The sequence below is a fragment of the Maribellus luteus genome, assembly GCF_003576475.1.
In the GTDB taxonomy this organism is placed as follows: domain Bacteria; phylum Bacteroidota; class Bacteroidia; order Bacteroidales; family Prolixibacteraceae; genus Draconibacterium; species Draconibacterium luteum.
Genome location: NZ_QWGR01000012.1, coordinates 58,329 through 74,844, shown reverse-complemented (window position 1 = coordinate 74,844; position 16,516 = coordinate 58,329). Strand labels below are relative to the sequence as shown.

The 16,516-nt window shown below is 43.6% G+C and carries 14 protein-coding genes; 7 read left to right on the top strand and 7 right to left on the bottom strand.

Annotated elements, in window-relative coordinates; all coding sequences use genetic code 11:
• Positions 1 to 47 precede the first annotated feature (47 nt).
• From D1614_RS17580 to D1614_RS17570, 3 genes are all read left to right on the top strand, one after another.
• Positions 48 to 920, top strand: coding sequence for a diacylglycerol/lipid kinase family protein (locus D1614_RS17580; protein WP_119439282.1), 873 nt, complete (start codon positions 48 to 50; stop codon positions 918 to 920).
• Positions 921 to 930: 10 nt separating this feature from the next.
• Positions 931 to 2,916, top strand: coding sequence for an LTA synthase family protein (locus D1614_RS17575; protein ID WP_119439281.1), 1,986 nt, complete (start codon positions 931 to 933; stop codon positions 2,914 to 2,916).
• A gap of 104 nt (positions 2,917 to 3,020) precedes the next feature.
• Entirely contained in the window at positions 3,021 to 3,785 is a 765-nt protein-coding gene (locus D1614_RS17570; RefSeq protein ID WP_119439280.1) for an exodeoxyribonuclease III, read from the top strand.
• Positions 3,786 to 3,905: 120 nt separating this feature from the next.
• Here the strand turns inward: D1614_RS17570 and D1614_RS17565 are convergent, their stop codons facing one another.
• On the bottom strand, positions 3,906 to 5,963 hold the full coding sequence (locus D1614_RS17565) for an acetate--CoA ligase family protein (protein ID WP_119439337.1): 2,058 nt from the start codon (positions 5,961 to 5,963) through the stop codon (positions 3,906 to 3,908).
• A 159-nt stretch (positions 5,964 to 6,122) separates the two neighbouring features.
• Between D1614_RS17565 and D1614_RS17560 the strand changes: the two genes are divergently transcribed.
• The gene (locus D1614_RS17560) at positions 6,123 to 6,932 is read left to right on the top strand and encodes a hypothetical protein (RefSeq protein WP_119439279.1); all 810 of its coding nucleotides are present in this window, start codon (positions 6,123 to 6,125) and stop codon (positions 6,930 to 6,932) included.
• A 484-nt stretch (positions 6,933 to 7,416) separates the two neighbouring features.
• Positions 7,417 to 8,394, top strand: a complete 978-nt coding sequence (locus tag D1614_RS17555) for a lipid A deacylase (protein ID WP_119439278.1) — start codon at positions 7,417 to 7,419, stop codon at positions 8,392 to 8,394.
• Positions 8,395 to 8,412: 18 nt separating this feature from the next.
• Here the strand turns inward: D1614_RS17555 and D1614_RS17550 are convergent, their stop codons facing one another.
• The gene (locus tag D1614_RS17550) at positions 8,413 to 9,495 is read right to left on the bottom strand and encodes a DUF4249 domain-containing protein (RefSeq protein WP_119439277.1); all 1,083 of its coding nucleotides are present in this window, start codon (positions 9,493 to 9,495) and stop codon (positions 8,413 to 8,415) included.
• Positions 9,496 to 9,499: 4 nt separating this feature from the next.
• The gene (locus D1614_RS17545; protein WP_119439276.1) at positions 9,500 to 11,914 is read right to left on the bottom strand and encodes a TonB-dependent receptor; all 2,415 of its coding nucleotides are present in this window, start codon (positions 11,912 to 11,914) and stop codon (positions 9,500 to 9,502) included.
• Between the two features lie 909 nt (positions 11,915 to 12,823).
• On the opposite strand from D1614_RS17545, the gene D1614_RS17540 reads away from it, so the two are divergent.
• Positions 12,824 to 13,096, top strand: a complete 273-nt coding sequence (locus tag D1614_RS17540; RefSeq protein WP_119439275.1) for a hypothetical protein — start codon at positions 12,824 to 12,826, stop codon at positions 13,094 to 13,096.
• Between the two features lie 301 nt (positions 13,097 to 13,397).
• Positions 13,398 to 14,114, top strand: a complete 717-nt coding sequence (locus tag D1614_RS17535) for a hypothetical protein (RefSeq protein WP_119439274.1) — start codon at positions 13,398 to 13,400, stop codon at positions 14,112 to 14,114.
• A 183-nt stretch (positions 14,115 to 14,297) separates the two neighbouring features.
• Here the strand turns inward: D1614_RS17535 and D1614_RS17530 are convergent, their stop codons facing one another.
• From D1614_RS17530 to D1614_RS17515, 4 genes are all read right to left on the bottom strand, one after another.
• A complete protein-coding gene (locus D1614_RS17530; protein WP_119439273.1) occupies positions 14,298 to 14,780 on the bottom strand; it encodes a thioredoxin family protein in 483 nt (160 codons plus the stop codon).
• Between the two features lies 1 nt (position 14,781).
• Positions 14,782 to 15,807 (bottom strand): permease, encoded by a 1,026-nt coding sequence (locus tag D1614_RS17525; RefSeq protein ID WP_119439272.1) that lies wholly within the window; start codon positions 15,805 to 15,807, stop codon positions 14,782 to 14,784.
• Positions 15,800 to 16,042: a thioredoxin family protein gene (locus D1614_RS17520; protein ID WP_241558131.1), complete on the bottom strand. Its 243-nt coding sequence runs from the start codon at positions 16,040 to 16,042 to the stop codon at positions 15,800 to 15,802. Before D1614_RS17520 ends, D1614_RS17525 begins: the two co-directional genes overlap by 8 nt.
• Positions 16,043 to 16,109: 67 nt before the next feature.
• Positions 16,110 to 16,406 (bottom strand): ArsR/SmtB family transcription factor, encoded by a 297-nt coding sequence (locus D1614_RS17515; RefSeq protein WP_119439271.1) that lies wholly within the window; start codon positions 16,404 to 16,406, stop codon positions 16,110 to 16,112.
• Positions 16,407 to 16,516: the final 110 nt, after the last annotated feature.

Below are 16,516 nucleotides of genomic sequence, written 5' to 3'. Positions count from 1 at the left end.
TAAAAAAAGTTTTGTCATCTTTGCGCAAATTTTTCGGGACAAGGGAAATGTCATTCAATTCTGACCAAATTATATTTCTTATCAATCCGTCATCCGGGAATGGGGATTATCTCAGAATTATCAAAGCCATTCAGCAGTGCGATGATGCGATAGACCATTTTATAACCGGAAGCAAGGAAGAAACGAAAACCTTTCTGGAAACCATCGACCCAAAATACAAGGTACTGGTAATTTGCGGAGGAGACGGTACCATAAACAGTGTACTTAACTACGCGGTAAAATCGAAGCTTGTATTTGCCGTATTACCCAATGGTTCGGGAAACGGGTTTGCACGCGAACTGGGCTACCGAAAGGATGTTGCTTTCACGATCGACCGGATAAAAAAAGGCAATACGCACGAAATTGATGTGCTAAAAGTGAACGACAATTATTGCTGCAATGTGGCCGGTATTGGCTTCGACAGTTTTATTGCCAAACAATTTGAAGAGAATTCAAAACGAGGCCTGCTAACCTATGTCGTTGAAACCATCAAAGGGTTTAGGAACTATCAGGGAATAGATGCTTCTTTAACCATTAATAATACTACCGAAGAAGGCAGCTATTTTATGATCTGTTTTGCCAACACAAGGCAATTTGGCAACAACACAGTAATAGCTCCCAATGCCGATCCGCACGACGGGTTGATCGATGTTGTGCTCATCCGGAAATTTCACAAGGCATTGATACCGTTCATAGCCCTTAAATTGCTTTCAAGGAAAGGCAAAAACTCCAAATACATTCGGTATTACAAAACCGACACGATCAAGGTTGACACCCGGTATTCTCTTTTCCACACCGACGGAGAGCCGCTGGTTAAGACAGGCACGATTCTGAATGTAAAAATTTCGGACACGATCCAACTAATACAAACACAAAATTAAAACAACGAAGATGGGGGAAAATAAAATTAAAACACTGATAAACAACCGATATGCACTTGGCTTTGCATTTATTGCCATTTATTTGAGTATTTCATTTATCACCCGAAGTATCTTTTACATTTTATCGGTGCACAACATCGACTTTTCGCTTGTTAACCTGCTGAAAATATATGCTTTCGGGTTGTTCTTTGACCTGGGAACCGCCTCCTTTTTTATTTTTCCTTACATTTTGTATGTTCTGTTTGTTCCCCAGAAATTAGTCGGCTCGACACCGGATAAAGTGCTGACTTATTTTATTTTATCCCTCACCATTTTTCTTTCATTGTTTGGCTTTCTGGGCGAATTTCCTTTTTGGGAAGAATTCAATACTCGTTACAATTTTATCGCTGTTGACTACCTCATTTATACCTATGAAGTGGTGGAAAATATTAATCAGTCTTATCCCCTTCCCTTGCTGATAAGCGGATTGGTGTTATTGTCGGCTTCCCTGTTCTTTTTGTTTCACAAACTGGGAGCCATCAAGGCAGCCTTTTCGGGGCAAACTGCGTTTAAAGCAAGACTGGCTTACTTTAGCCTGTTCCTGGTTATTCCGCTTTTTTTCACCGGATTTATCACCAACAAACAGGCAGAGTTTAGCGACAACACCTATGTCAACGAATTGTCGAAAAACGGGGTTTATTCGCTATTTGCAGCCTATCGGTCCAACGAACTGGATTACGATCGTTTTTACAAAACACGGCCGGTAAACGAATCATTTGAAACCATTAAAAGTGAACTGCGACAAGACAACCAGACATTTGATGAGCCTGCCAATACCTACAGTCTGGAACGCAATACACTTTCAAGTGGTCAGGAACAAGAACCAAACATAATACTGGTATGTGTGGAAAGTTTGAGTGCTGATTTCCTGGGGATTTTTGGAAATAAAAAGCAACTTACGCCCAACATTGACCAAATCAGTCAGCAAAGTGTTTTGTTTACCGAAATGTACGCTACCGGAACACGCACTGTCAGAGGAATGGAAGCCCTGGTCCTGAGTGTACCGCCCACTCCCGGTCACAGCATTGTGCGCAGGCTTAACAACCAGCACCTGAGTTCTATTGCTAGTATTTTAAGGCAGAAAGACTACGAGCTCAACTTTTTTTATGGCGGCGATGGCTACTTCGACAATATGAACAGCTTTTTTGGAGGCCAGGGATTTAATATTTACGACCGTAACCGCGGAAATCTACTGTCAGATAAAATTGAAACCACCCGTAACAATATTGCGGACGACGAAGTGAGTTTTGAAAATGCCTGGGGAGTTTGCGATGGCGATATGTACAACAAATTGATGAAAGTAGCCGATGAAAATTATGAGAAAGGGAAACGGACTTTCTCGTTCCTGATGACCACTTCGAACCATCGTCCCTATTCATTTCCGGAAGGAAAAATTGATTTGCCCAACGGAACCCGCGAAGCAGCCGTTACTTATACCGATTACGCATTGGGAGAATTCATAAAACAAGCCCAAAGCAAACCGTGGTTTGACAACACTGTTTTTGTGCTGGTGGCCGACCATTGCGCCAGTAGTGCAGGGAAATGGGAAATTACGGTGGATAAACACCACATTCCGGCGCTGATCTACAACCTGCCCCATGTGGCACCTCAAAAAGTGGACAAGCTGTGCTCGCAAATCGATGTAATGCCCACTCTCTTTGGCTATCTGAACTGGGATTACAGCACATCGCTTTACGGGAAAGACATTGCGAAAATGACCCCTGAAGAGGAAAGATCGCTGATTGGAAACTACCGCACCGTTGGCTTATTAAAGGGCGCTGTTTTTACCGAACTTACCGACAAAAAGAACGCGAATCAGTATTCGTGGTTAGCCGATAAAAAGGAGATGAGCAAATTAAAGAATCAGGATACAAAACTGGTTGATTTAACAATAGCCTATTACGAAAGTGCTGCCTACCGTTACAAAGAAGGTTTAATGAAGGAACAAATTCAGTAAAACCCTCAAAACTTTTTTTATTTATTTACATTTGTTTTTACCGACCGGCAGTCAACATCCGTTCATGTTTTCTGTTGTAATAACATTGTTTTAGAAATAGCACTATGAAGATTATCTCCTGGAATGTAAACGGCATCAGAGCCGTAGCTCAGAAAAACTTTTTCAACGATCTCCGGCTTATGAATCCTGACATATTGTGTCTTCAGGAAACCAAAGCACAAGACGACCAGGTAGCTGAAACCCTGGCCGGAATCAACGATTACCACATTTATTCCAATTCGGCCGAAAAGAAAGGCTATTCAGGAACAGCCATTTTGAGCAAAACAGAACCAATTGCCGTAACCCGCGATATGGGAATCGACGATCACGACCAGGAAGGCAGAATTCTTTGCCTGGAATACGAAAAATTCTATATGGTAACTGTTTATGTTCCCAACTCGGGCAGCGAATTAAAACGACTGGATTACCGGCAGGATTGGGACAAAGCGTTTTTTGATTACCTGAAGAACCTGGAGAAAACAAAGCCGGTAGTTGTTTGCGGCGATTTTAACGTGGCGCACAAAGCTGTTGACCTGGCCCGCCCAAAACAAAACTACAACAAATCGGCCGGCTACATGCAGGAAGAAATCGACGGAATGGACCGTTTTACACAAGGCGGACTGACCGATACTTTCCGGCATTTTTACCCCGATGTTACCGATAAATATTCGTGGTGGAGTTACCGCGCCGGAGCACGTGGCAAGAACATCGGCTGGAGAATCGATTACTTTTTGGTAAGCGAAAGTTTCCTTCCCGAAGTAAAAGACGCCTTCATCCTCGACCAGGTTATGGGCTCGGACCATTGCCCCGTAGGAATTGAGCTGGTGTAAAAATCCGGAATTCATCAATAAGAAATTCACACAAAGACCGCAAAGTCTAAATTTGCGGTCTTTGTGCTACTTTGTTGCTTTGCGAGAACTTTGACAGTTCTATTGAAATAGCTTTTCTTCTTATTTCTCAACACGAATACGTGCATCCACCGCCAGAATCTCACTGGCATTTCCGAGTAAGGGATTGATGTCGATTTCCTTGATTTCGGTGGCATACCGAAGCAACCACGACAAGCGGACAATAATTTCGGCATAACGGTCGATGTCAATTCCCGGCTGTTTCCGATAGCCTTTCAGCAATTTGTACGACTTCAGACTCCGGATCATCGAATGCGCTTCGGAAAGTGTTAAGGGCGCCAGCCCCGAAGCAACATCTTTCATTACTTCCACATAAATTCCGCCCATACCGCAAAGAATCACGTGCCCGAATGTATCTTCGTAAGTAGCCCCCAGGAAAAGTTCCATTCCCGATGCCATTTGTGCAATCAACACTCCTTCTGCGCCCTCTATTCCGGCCAGATGATGAAACTCTTTTCGCACATCGCCCACATTCCGGATGTTTAAAACCACTCCTCCAACTTCGGTTTTATGCACCGGTCCAACCACTTTCATTACCACCGGGAAACCAATATTCATGGCCGCCAGCACTGCTTCGGTTTCGTTGGTGGCCACCAGTTCTTTCACGCGCGGAATTCCGGCCAGGTCGAACAAATTATGAATCACTTCGGGCGCCTGGTAGCCGTTGTGTGTTTGCGCAATTATTTCCCTGACTTTGGCCGGATCAACATAAGGATTTGTAGCAGAAACTAAAGCCGGAGGAGAAGTGTGCATCACTTTGGTGAGTGCCCGCCCCAGCAAAACTTCATCGGGAAAATTCACGTTACCGCGTGCAATAAAATGCGCCACGTCTTCTTTCACATTAATGATGGAAGGCAAAATCGGATAGATCGGCTTTTGGCAAACCTTCATTTTTTCAGACAGCAAATCGTACACATCACCTATCGGAAACAAACCCGGGCTACCAAAAATAACGGCCATCCCGTCCACATCAAAGTCATTTTCGCAGGCGTCGATGATTTCGCCCAGCTGTTCGGCGGTTCCGGTTGCCAGAAAGTCGATGGGGTTCTCGACCGAAGAGCCCGGGAAAAGCTTCTGCAACAAAGCGTCTTTGGTGGGCGAATCTTCAATGGCCGGAATTTTCAAACCTCCGTCCTCCAGCGCATCAGTCAGCATTACGCCCGGTCCGCCGGCATGTGTAACAATCGCCAGTTTTCTGCCGGTCAGCGGTTTGCACATAAAAACACTGGCCACGGTGGTTAGTTCCTCGCGGCCATAACACCTTACAATCCCGGCTTTTCGGAAAAGCGCGTCCACAGCGGCATCGGAGCTGGTCAGTGCACCCGTGTGCGACGAAGCAGCCCGGCTTCCGGCATCGGAACTACCGGCTTTTATGGCCGCTATTTTGCAGCCTTTGTTGATCAGCGACGAGGCGTGAAACAACAATTTATCGGGATCATTGATATTTTCGACATACAATAATTTCACTTTCGAACTTACGCCTTCCTCGTAATTTTCATCGAGATAAGCCAGCACATCTTCCACACCGGTTTGGGCACTGTTTCCCACCGAGAAAATATTGGCAAAACGAAGGCCTTTCGGAATACCGGATTCGATAATAAAAACCGCCGTGGCTCCCGAACCCGAAATAAAATCGCAGCCCTCGGGCGTTAGCGGAGGAACCGGCGTGGTAAATACACTCGCATGATAAGGCGTCATCACCCCAATACAGTTAGGGCCAATCAAACACGCCCCGTTTTTATTCACCACCTCCACAATCTGCTTTTCCAGCTCTTTGCCTTTGGCGTCCTGTTCACCAAAACCGGCAGAAATAATGATGAAGGCTTTGGTATCGTGTTCTTCGGCAAGTTCAGTAACGGCATCGAGGCAGAACCGCGCAGGAATGGCCAAAATAGCCAGGTCGATATCCGGCAAGTCGGATACATCTGTAAACGAAGGAATCCCCTGAATACTGTTTTCTTTGGGATTAACGGCAAACAGGTCGCCTTTGTATTGATGATCAAGCAGGTTTTTTATGACCTTACCGCCCGGTTTGGTTACATTGTTTGAAGCTCCCACCACAACAATACTTCGGGGTCTCAACAGTTTCTCATGAATCATTTTCAATGTTTTAATTTTGACCGTTTCCCTTCGCTCAAAGGAATTCGAGTTACAGATTTATTCGATAAAAGTAGGTAAAAGCCCTTGAATGGTTCCTGATTTTTTTCAACATCTACCGCTTCTGCACCACGAAATTTTTACATTTGAAACAAAAACCGCATGCCGGAACACAAGGAACAGAAAATTATCGCTTTGCTGGAGTTAAATGCCAACGATCAGGCACTGATCCGGCACAGCCTTAAAATTGCCTATATTTTTAAGAAGGAGTTGTGCCTCACATTTAACGCTCCGAAAAGAAGCAACCACCAGGCTGCACACCGCGAAAAAATAAGTGATTATGCGCGGGTGGTAAAACAGGAACTCCCGGGTATGAAAGTTTCAACGCTGCTCCTTTCTGAAAATACATCCCGACTACCCGATGTGCTGGCTGAAAACCACGAAGGCATTATCATTGTAGCCAATTCGGAAAAGTTCCGGAAACATTCGGGTTCGGTGACCGAAAGCTCCATCCCGTGGTTGTTTATTCACCCTGAATCTACGATTGAAGATTATAACAGGATTGTTCAAACCCTTGACCTGCGCAAAGAAAACAGCGACAACTCGCTTTGGTGTTCGTATTTCGGACGTTTTAACCAGGCCCAGATTGTTGCGGTTGCCGCCAACGATTCGTCAAAAGAAGGCAAAACAAATGTAGCCCGGAATGTAAAGCTGAGCACCAAACTTTACCGCGAATTTGGCATTGTGCATAAAATTTACAAAGGCGGCAGATCCAGTTTACGCAATGTATTTGAAGCGCTCGAAATGGCCCTTGTATCCGACTGTAACCTGTTTGTAATGCTTGGGAGTTCGAGCATTACACCGCTTGACTATTTGATCGGCCTTCCTGAAAAAAAGATCATAAAACAGGCCGGCAAATTACCGGTAATGGTGATCAACCCGCGAAGGGACAATTATATTTTGTGTGACTAAGAGCCAAATGGTCAGATTGAAAAACGGATAAATTGCAGATGATTAATTGCGGCAAGTTGCAGCCACTTGCGCTCGTCCGAAATAGCACTATCTGCTCAATATTCTGGTTCATTGCTGCTGGTGAAAAACTAACTATCCGACAATTAAATTTATTTCGCTGCGCTGCAGCTTATCGGTTTTTCATATCCCTCTGCCTATAAATATTATGCTGCTCCGCAGCTTTTTTTTTTGAGCAACAGCGTTGCGATAATATCTATAGAAAATTCTCTGGATGAGAAAAAATAAGCCCCTTCGGGGCGGAACATTCAGGAATAACGAGATCAGTTCGACTTCATAATTTCAGTTCACTATCACTCCTGAAATCAGAGTCTCACTGATTTAACCCGACAGTAGTGATTTTGCTTATCAAAAAACATAGGTAAAAACGATATCCGGCCACATCCCTCTGAACTATTTGCTATTTTTGAGACGAAATACCAATCGTATGAAGAAGACACTAACATTGATTTTGCTCCTTTTTGCCGTAATTGTAAAAGCCCAGGATTTTGAATACCAGGTTCTTTTTGAAGGAATTGGCGACAACCGCGAATTCACGCAGCCTTATGCCAACCCGCAAACCATTATCGGAACGAGGGGGGCCTTCGAACTGGGTGTTTCGATGGACAATCACCGTTTGCGCGGCGGGTTAAGCCACTTGTTTGAATTTGGGAGCGAAATAGATGCGCAAAAACCCAAACTTACCCTGTACTACCAATACCTCGACGACCGGACAGAATTTGTGTTTGGAGCTTTTCCCCGCCGTGATAAAATTGACTTTCCGCTGGCCATGTTGAGCGACACGCTTTTGTATTACCGCCCCAACGTGGAAGGCCTGTTTGGAAACGTAAAGTGGGATTGGGGGCACCAAAACGGCTTTGTAGATTGGGTGGGTCGTCAAACCGAAACCCAACGCGAGCAATTTATGGCGGGCTTTTCGGGCGAAATCTTTCATAAAAACCTGTTTTTACAGAATTACATGCTGATGTTTCACAATGCGCACACCCTGCACAACACCCCGCCCCTGCACATTAAAGACTACCTGGGCTTTGCGGTTCAGGCAGGACTGCGAACAGCAGAAACAGCCACCGTTACAGGCTATATTAAAGCCGGTGTATTAAATTCGACCTACCGCGAGCGCGGTGTTACCGATGGCTACGACACAAGTACCAGCTTTTTTGCCGAAGCTAAGGGACGCTACCGGAATTTTGGCGTAAAATCGGTTTTGAATGCGGGCGGAGGTCATAAATTTGCGATGGGCGACAGCTATTACCGGGCAGAAAACTACTGGCGTACCGACCTGATCTGGTATTTTATCAATTACAAAAACGTTCGCGGCACCTTCAATATTTCCATGCATGTGGCCGACTGGGATACCTTCGACAACCAGCAACAGCTATCACTCATCTATGTTTTTGGGAAGTAGTCAATTTATCACGAGTCCTTAATATCCGTAACCATAACCGCCGTACCTGTAGTCTTTTACATAAACCTTTCCTTCCATTGGGTAAGTTCCGGATATAAAGGAACAACTTACCGAGTCTAGTGCTGCAAATACCCCCATTCCTCCACGAACATTCGAGTAAACAGGCACCGGTTCAGAAAAATAATCATCAGCGTAATAAAAATGATTGGTAGCCGATTTTAGGTATTCATAATATTCGGGGCTTAAGGCGTAGAAAACGATTTTTCGTTCAAGAAAGTTACCGTTGTCTTCATCTAAAGGATATGGACGATAAGGATTATAATTATGAGGTAACCCCACTTTTACGGTATATTCTCTTCCGCCAATTTGCGTATCGTCAAAAAGTGCATATTCATTGTCGGGCGTTCCGGTAACTATTTCATTCGCTTCATCAGTACTGCCAAAAACCGGATCAACCAAATCGAGATACAATGCAAGTTGTTCTCCCAATATTATGGTATCCGAATTTTCCTTTTCTCCCAGATAATGGTTTTTGTTCACACCGGTAATCTGATCAACCTGTACCCGGTAAAAATTCTCGTTCTCTGCGTTATCGTTAAATTTGATTTTTATCGCCCATAATTCCTGCGTTCCATGATTTACGGGGATTAATTCTGTCGCTGTATCAACCGCTAGCAACTCTACTTCATCCGGTACAGTAGTTTCGCAACTAACGGATTGCAATCCTTCACGGGCAACCTCCAAACGGTACGTTTTCCCGTTTTCGGCAATAGTTTGCCCCCGAAAGGCCCATTCACTATAATCAGGATAATAATGACTGATAATTTCAGAGCTTTCAACTTCCACAAGGTCCAGTGTTTCGGCAAACTCTCCGTCAACATACAAATCAACTTTGGCATCGGTTAAAACTTCAAAAAGATAGGCATCCGCTAAAAAGCTCTGGCTTTTGGTTACGCTTACCTCTACAGGTTTTCCGGGAACTACCAGCCCGTTAACAACAATCATTGGAGCAGTACCATCACCCTTAAAATCAATGGTTTTTTCGCAGGCAGAAAGCAACGCTGCACAAAGTACTGTAAATAGTAAAATATGTTTTTGCATGGGTTTAGAATTTATACGTGTAACTAATGGAAGGAATCACGGGAAAAAGGCTCACCTGTTTTAAGGCGGGTTTGGAAGTTTGGTAATATTTCCCGTTCTGGTCGTAGGCCCCTACGCTTTCGCTGCCCCAATACAGGTAGAATGGGTTTTGCCGGCTGTAGGCATTGTACAGAGAAACCGACCAGGTTCGAATACCGTGTTTCTTTTGTTTATGAAAATTCATGCTCAAATCCATCCGGTGGTAAGAAGGCATCCGGTAACTATTCCGTTCACCGTAATAAACAATATCGTAATCACTGTACCCATACCCGCCCCGTGCCGGCAGCATTGCTTCGTAACGTTGCTTACCAATTGTTGCTGCATTCCCGGTACCGTAAACCCACACCATTCCGATGTCGAATTTCTTCGAAAATTCGTGGGTCAATACTAAACTAACGTCGTGCCGGCGATCGTATTTTGCCGGGAATTTCTTTCCAAAATTCAGGTTATCAAATTTGCGGTCGGCCCACGAAAGTGTGTAGCCAAGCCAGCCCGTAGTTTTGCCGGTTTTCTTTTCAAGCATTACTTCGGCCCCATACGACCATCCCTTCCCCATTTCAATTTTCGATTCCCAGTCTTTGCTAACGCCGGTGAACGAAGCGCCTTCTTTGTATTCAATCAGGTTATCCATTGTTTTATAGAATCCCTCAATTGTCAGGTCATAACCCTTGCCTGTTTTTAAGGCAGCCCCCAAAGCTATCTGATGCGATTTTTGCGGCTTCACATCTTTGGTTACCGGAAGCCACAAATCGGTTGGCAAACTAATGGTGGAAGAGCTCAGTAAATGAATGTACTGACTCATTTTTGTATAGGACGCTTTTAACGAAAGGTTATCCGAGAGAAGATACCTCAACGACAAACGCGGCTCCAGCGAGGTATAGGTTGTATTTTGAACATTAAACAACGAAAAATGTACCCCTAGATTGGCCCGTAACCTGGAAGTAATGTCGTAATTATCTTCAACAAAGGCGCTGAATTCTACTGCAGAAACATTCTTGTTCCCATAAATCGTATCATTTTTTTCAGAAGGAGTTTCCGAATAATCTCCCACTGTGCGTTCGTGATTCACCCCGGGTTTAAATTTATGCCAGATATTGGAGGCCCCAAATTTAATGGAGTGCCCGCCTCCCGGGTAATAATCGAAATCGACTTTGGCCGTTAAATCGTTTATGCCCGAATAGTAGCGAAAATAATCTTCGTCGTAAGTATTGTCTTTGTTATTGGTTCGTTTGTATTCTTCACTTACATCAAACTTGTAATCGCTGTAGGTAAGCGTAACATTGCTAAACAACTTGGGGTTGTACACATAGTTCCACCGAAGCGCCGAGGTAATATTTCCCCATTCGATCCCCATGTTATTGCTATCGGTGTAACGCACTCCATAATCACGATTGTAATGCTCTTTGTCGCGCCCGTATGCTTTGTCGCGCCCCGCATAGGTAGAAAGAAACAACCTGCTTTTGTCTGAAAACTTATGGTTGATTTTTGCATTCAAATCATAGAAATAATATCCGGCGCTTGTCTTTACATCATTATCTCTGTTATTGGCCATAACAATAAAAGGTTGAGCCAACACATCGGCATACGTTCTTCTTCCGGAGAAAATAAACGATGTTTTGTCTTTCTTGATCGGTCCTTCGATGGAAAAGCGCGAAGAAATCAGTCCGATGGAAAATTCACCTTTAAACTCCTGGTCGTTTCCTTCTTTCATACGGATGTCGACCACCGAAGAAAGCCGCCCCCCGAAACGTGCCGGGAAACCACCTTTGTACAACGTAACCGTTTTAACGGCTGCCGGGTTGAAAACCGAAAAGAAACCAAACAAATGACTTGCATTGTAAACCGGCACACCGTCCAACAAAAAGAGGTTCTGATCGGGTCCTCCTCCCCTCACGTAAATGCCGCTCGTTCCTTCGGCTCCCGACTGCACCCCCGGCAATAACTGAATCACTTTCAGCACATCGGGTTCGCCCAACATCAACGGCAGCTTATCCAGTTTTTCGGTGGGTAATTCCACCATGCTCATCTGGCTGCGTTCCACGTTCGATTTGTTGGCCCGCACCGTCACTTCGTCCAGCTCGCCCATCAATTTCAGTTTTATGTTTATTACCGTGTCTTTTTTCAGGTCCAGTTCCAGCACTTGTTTTTCGTATCCCACAAATGAATACTGAATCTGCGCTTTCCCGGCAGGCACCGTTAAACTGTAAAAGCCATAAACATTGCTGACATTCCCCGTTTCTTTTTGAAGGTCGTAAACATTGGCATTAATCAGACCTTCTCCGGTTGAGAGGTCTGTTACATAACCACTGATCGTAACTTTTTGCGCATTTGATAAAAAGAAAAAAAACACAAATGCGTTACAGAGGTAAAACTGTTTCATAGATTTTTTTGAGTTGTTTTATGGATCAAGGTTCAACTTACTGGGGGCAAAAATAGAGACTTATTATGTTAGCAATCATTAACAGTGGTGAACAATTACTAACAAAACTTAATGAAACTTTATTTACGTCAGTACCTACCCCTTCGGTTGAACTTATAGGCATCTTTGCAAGGCAGAGGGAGTGATCAGTTGAAGGACTGAAGGATGGAAGGATTGAATGCAAGAATAAGCTGCAAGCCACGAGCCACGAGCTACGAGTACAAAACTGCAACACAGCAACGCAGCAACACAGAACTTCAGGCTATTGCTAAATTGAGAAACGGTTAAATTGCAAAACGAGCTGCGAGCTGTGAGCTGCAAGCTTCGAGCTTCGAGTTTTTCCCACGTACTATCCTTTAACTGAATACTGCGACTGTAAACTGCGACTGCAGCACCCCCTCCGTCATTCCGTCGTCAAAGCCTTCGGAATTCCTCGTCCCCCTGAATGGGGACAAAATGGTAGAGTTGCGAGCTGTGCTAAATTGTAAAACTGCAAAACTGTTAAATTGCAAAGGGCATGGAGCATGGAGCGAAGGGCGAAGAGCTCAACTCTGAACACTGAACATTGAACTCTGAACTACTAGCTTCGAGCAAGATACAGCATCACAGCAATACGGCAACACTGAACCCTGAACTCTGAACTCTGAACTACAAGCTTCGAGTAAAATACAGCAGCGGTGCATCACCGAATTTTACAGCGAATACGAATGGGCCCGAACAATTGTGGATTAATGCCACGAAAACAAAAACCTCACGGCCGGAAACAAATCCGGCTGCGGGGATTTTTTACCCAGCAAGCGTGAAAAGCAGGTAGCAATTACCGGAAAGTAAAACAAAGGTTGTGAAAACTTGAACAGGAGCAGCGAAAACATGACGAGCATTCGTGAAAACATCCAGGGGATGAGCGAAAAAAACACCGTGGTTTGTGAAAACATGATGATCCTTACTGAAATCGACATTAAATGCAAAGAAAACATCACCGGATGCAGTGAAATAAACTCCGAAGACAGCGAATACATCTTCACGATGAGTGAAAAGGTGTCCGGAAGCAATGAAAACATAAAACAAGGTAGTGAAAACAACTTCGCACTCAATGGAAAGAACACCCACAGAGCAAGTTACAACCGCATAACAGCGGGCTAAAAAACAGCACTAAAGAGGACCACGTATCCGTATTATGTTTATATTTATTGAGCTAAAAACCAAAACCTTTTGACTACACACCCGCAAATAAAGCCCATACAGGAACAACACCGCCAGCCGTGCAATCAGTTGCCCATGCATAGTTGTGACCCCCGCTTTTCGGAACAGGGAACCAGCTTACGATATATGCACGCGTTACCGGGGCATAAACCGGGCAAAAGCACCGAAAAAAATGAGATAATGAAAATAACATGACTAGTGATGTTATACGCTAGTTACCAACCATATTGAAAAAGACAAAATGAAATTATTCGATAAAATAATATTTGCCTCATTTATCGTTAATCTGATTTTTATAATTTCAATATTATTTCTACCAGCATTTGCAATTCTCTCACCTGAAATTTTTGATAAAATATTTTTTAGTGATGATAGAGCGATGTTTAATTTAATTGCGATGCCTTTGAATTTTATAATCGTATTCTTCTGGGGATATTGTATTTGGTTCTTGTTTAAATATGACAAATATTCAAAATCTATATTTCCACTATTCTTTTTCAATATGTTTTATGCGCCTATTTATTATTACAGGGTGAAAATTAAAAAGAGACCATTAAGAAATACAATTAACAAACCTGAAAGCAAAACTCCTTCAGCTAATTTAATTGAAGAAAGCGATTTCGAAAAAATGACAAGAGAAAGCATCATGGGGATTCTTGAATTATGGTCTTCGAAAGTTGAACAAATTAAATATCAAGAATCTCAAGCAGATATCAATGTTACGGAGGAACTCTTCCAGCAATGGAATGATTTGTTTATTGTTGACTCAAAAGAAATTCGAGAAACTTTCTCAAATCAAGAATTTGCATTACTAGTTCAATTTGATAAGCAGATTCATGACAATTATGAAAAGCTCAATCAGAACTTTATTGAATTAAATGACTTTGTAGAAACTGACGAGTGGAAAGAGTTGAATTTATTAGCGACAAAAATATTTAAAGAATTAAATGAAAAATGAAAATACGGTTGGTAACAAATTGCAAATTGCATTGCGGGTGCAGTGGTGTGCGTTGTCTCTGCTCCTTTCTTGACCGTCATGTACTGCCGGAAAAAAACGCCCGCCTGAACGCTCCCTCTTCGTTACTGAAAACGTTACACGAATAAGCTCATTTGCGCGAACCAAGCATTGCAATCTTCCCCGTCAATTGGTATCACTTCCTTTATTTTCCTGAAAACGGGATTTCAGGTCATTGACCGAAATAAAGCCATAGTTGCGTGAAAATTCCTCTCCGTTTTTATTGAGTAAAATGTGCATCGGAACCGCCGAAACACCAAAATATTTCATCATTTCCTGGCTGTCGGGATTCATAATTTGAATAAGCTGAACGTTCACTTTTGCCCCGTTCCAATTCCTTATTTCATCCAAAACAGGCTCCATCTGTTTACAAATGGCACAGCCGGACGATTTAAACTGAAGCAGCGTGAACTCAAAATCCTTTCCGTTTTCAGCGTAGTTGTAGTTCGATTCCACAAATTGTTTGGCCACAAAGTTTTCCTGCTCCGAGTTCTGCTGCTGCATCTGCCCCGAGATATAGTCATACAGCTTGTCTCTGTTGAAAAGCAGGATCAAAAGAGCCCCCACCAACAGGATCAGGATAACGAGAAAACCGTTCTTTTTAACCATTTTACAGCTGCAAGAAATTAAATAAAAATCCTACGATCGTAATTCCAGTGGCTACAATCGAAACAAAAATGACAATAAATTGCCACTTCAGCACCTTCTTCAGGATAATTATTTCTGGAAGAGACAAGCCGATTACCGACATCATAAACGCCAGTGCCGTGCCCAGGCTAACTCCCTTTTCCATTAAAACCGCCACAATGGGAATAATCCCGGCAGCGTTGGAATAAAGCGGAATACCCATTGCAATTGCCAGCGGAACCGCGTACCAGCTTCCGTCTCCCATTATCCGGGCGAGGTAATCTTCCGGAACGTAACCGTGAGCGCCTGCTCCAACCGCAATTCCAATCAACACATAAATCCAGATCTTTCCGACAATTTCTTTTACAGTGTCGAAACCGGTCTGAATCCGGTCAGCCAAAGTCAGTTTCTGTTCCTCTACCGAAGCCTGGTTGGCTTTTACCTGGAACACCCAGTCGGCCACGTATTTTTGCAGCTTTAGCTTTTCAATCAAAAAGCCCGAAATGGTAGCAATTACCAAACCGGTAACCACATAAATCACGGCCACTTTCCAGCCAAACAAGCCTGCCAAAAGGATAAGCGCCACTTCGTTGATCAGAGGCGCCGCTATTAAAAACGAAAAGGTAACACCAATCGGAATACCGGCTTCCACAAAGCCCAAAAACAGGGGAATGGCAGAACACGAGCAAAACGGGGTCAGAATTCCCAGCCCCGATGCCATTACATTGCCGGCAAACAGTGATTTTCCTTCGAGTGCTTTTCGTGTTTTCTCGGGTGAGAACCAACTCCGGATCACTCCTACCAAAAACACAATTAAAACAAGGAGGAGCAGTACCTTGGGAACTTCAAAAATGAAAAACCAAATGGATTCGGCCAGATGTGTCCCCTCTTTCAATCCGATCAGCCGGTAAACAACCAGGTCGGCCATTTCGTGCAGGTTGTTGTAAAGCAGCAGCCACACGAGCAAAAGCACCAACGGCCGGACCAGTATTTTTAAACGATCACGCATTCTCCAGCAATTCTTTTATTTCGCTTGTTTTCGGCAGTCTTCCCGACATCACCACTTTTCCGTTCACCACCAGCCCCGGAGTGCGCATTACCCCAAACTGCATAATTTTGTAAATGTCTTCCACTTTTTCGATGGTAGCCTTAATTCCGAGCTCCGAAACCGCATCGCGGGTAAGCTGCTCCAGTTTTTTACATTTAGGACAACCGGTACCCAATACTTTTATTTCCATTGTCATTTGTATTGTTAATTTTTAATTGTGATTCGTAAAAGCACGAACAATCCGTCTAAATTTTTTTGAAGATTCAGATTCTAAAAAATGTTTTGAATAATTCCTGTGCTTCGCTCCAGTTCTCTTTGTTTACACAGTATTTAATCCGGGGAGCTTCAATTTCGCCCTGTATCAATCCCGCGTCTTTCAATTCTTTCAGATGTTGCGAAAGGGTTGATTTGGCAATGGGCAACTCTTCGCTCAAATCGCCACTGTAGCAGCACGACTGCTGCCCCAGCAACTGCATAACATACACACGCACCGGATGTCCCAACGCCTTGGCATAACGTGCCAGCTTCTGTTGTTCGTCCGACATGATTTTTACTTCCATAATCTTCTATCGTTCGTTGTTCGCAAAAATACGAACAATTTTGAATTTGTATTCGGTATCCTGCATATTTTTAACGATCAATTATTCATCAAGATGTATCAACATCGGGT

What these genes read in the sequence shown, in the direction of transcription:
- D1614_RS17575 (WP_119439281.1), top strand. Translation starts at nt 931, where the DNA reads ATGGGGGAAAATAAAATTAAAACACTGATAAACAACCGATATGCACTT.
- D1614_RS17560 (WP_119439279.1), top strand. Translation starts at nt 6,123, where the DNA reads ATGCCGGAACACAAGGAACAGAAAATTATCGCTTTGCTGGAGTTAAAT.
- D1614_RS17555 (WP_119439278.1), top strand. Translation starts at nt 7,417, where the DNA reads ATGAAGAAGACACTAACATTGATTTTGCTCCTTTTTGCCGTAATTGTA.
- D1614_RS17550 (WP_119439277.1), bottom strand. Translation starts at nt 9,495, where the DNA reads ATGCAAAAACATATTTTACTATTTACAGTACTTTGTGCAGCGTTGCTT.
- D1614_RS17525 (WP_119439272.1), bottom strand. Translation starts at nt 15,807, where the DNA reads ATGCGTGATCGTTTAAAAATACTGGTCCGGCCGTTGGTGCTTTTGCTC.
- D1614_RS17580 (WP_119439282.1), top strand. Translation starts at nt 48, where the DNA reads ATGTCATTCAATTCTGACCAAATTATATTTCTTATCAATCCGTCATCC.
- D1614_RS17520 (WP_241558131.1), bottom strand. Translation starts at nt 16,042, where the DNA reads ATGACAATGGAAATAAAAGTATTGGGTACCGGTTGTCCTAAATGTAAA.
- D1614_RS17565 (WP_119439337.1), bottom strand. Translation starts at nt 5,963, where the DNA reads ATGATTCATGAGAAACTGTTGAGACCCCGAAGTATTGTTGTGGTGGGA.
- D1614_RS17515 (WP_119439271.1), bottom strand. Translation starts at nt 16,406, where the DNA reads ATGGAAGTAAAAATCATGTCGGACGAACAACAGAAGCTGGCACGTTAT.
- D1614_RS17570 (WP_119439280.1), top strand. Translation starts at nt 3,021, where the DNA reads ATGAAGATTATCTCCTGGAATGTAAACGGCATCAGAGCCGTAGCTCAG.
- D1614_RS17540 (WP_119439275.1), top strand. Translation starts at nt 12,824, where the DNA reads ATGACGAGCATTCGTGAAAACATCCAGGGGATGAGCGAAAAAAACACC.
- D1614_RS17530 (WP_119439273.1), bottom strand. Translation starts at nt 14,780, where the DNA reads ATGGTTAAAAAGAACGGTTTTCTCGTTATCCTGATCCTGTTGGTGGGG.
- D1614_RS17545 (WP_119439276.1), bottom strand. Translation starts at nt 11,914, where the DNA reads ATGAAACAGTTTTACCTCTGTAACGCATTTGTGTTTTTTTTCTTTTTA.
- D1614_RS17535 (WP_119439274.1), top strand. Translation starts at nt 13,398, where the DNA reads ATGAAATTATTCGATAAAATAATATTTGCCTCATTTATCGTTAATCTG.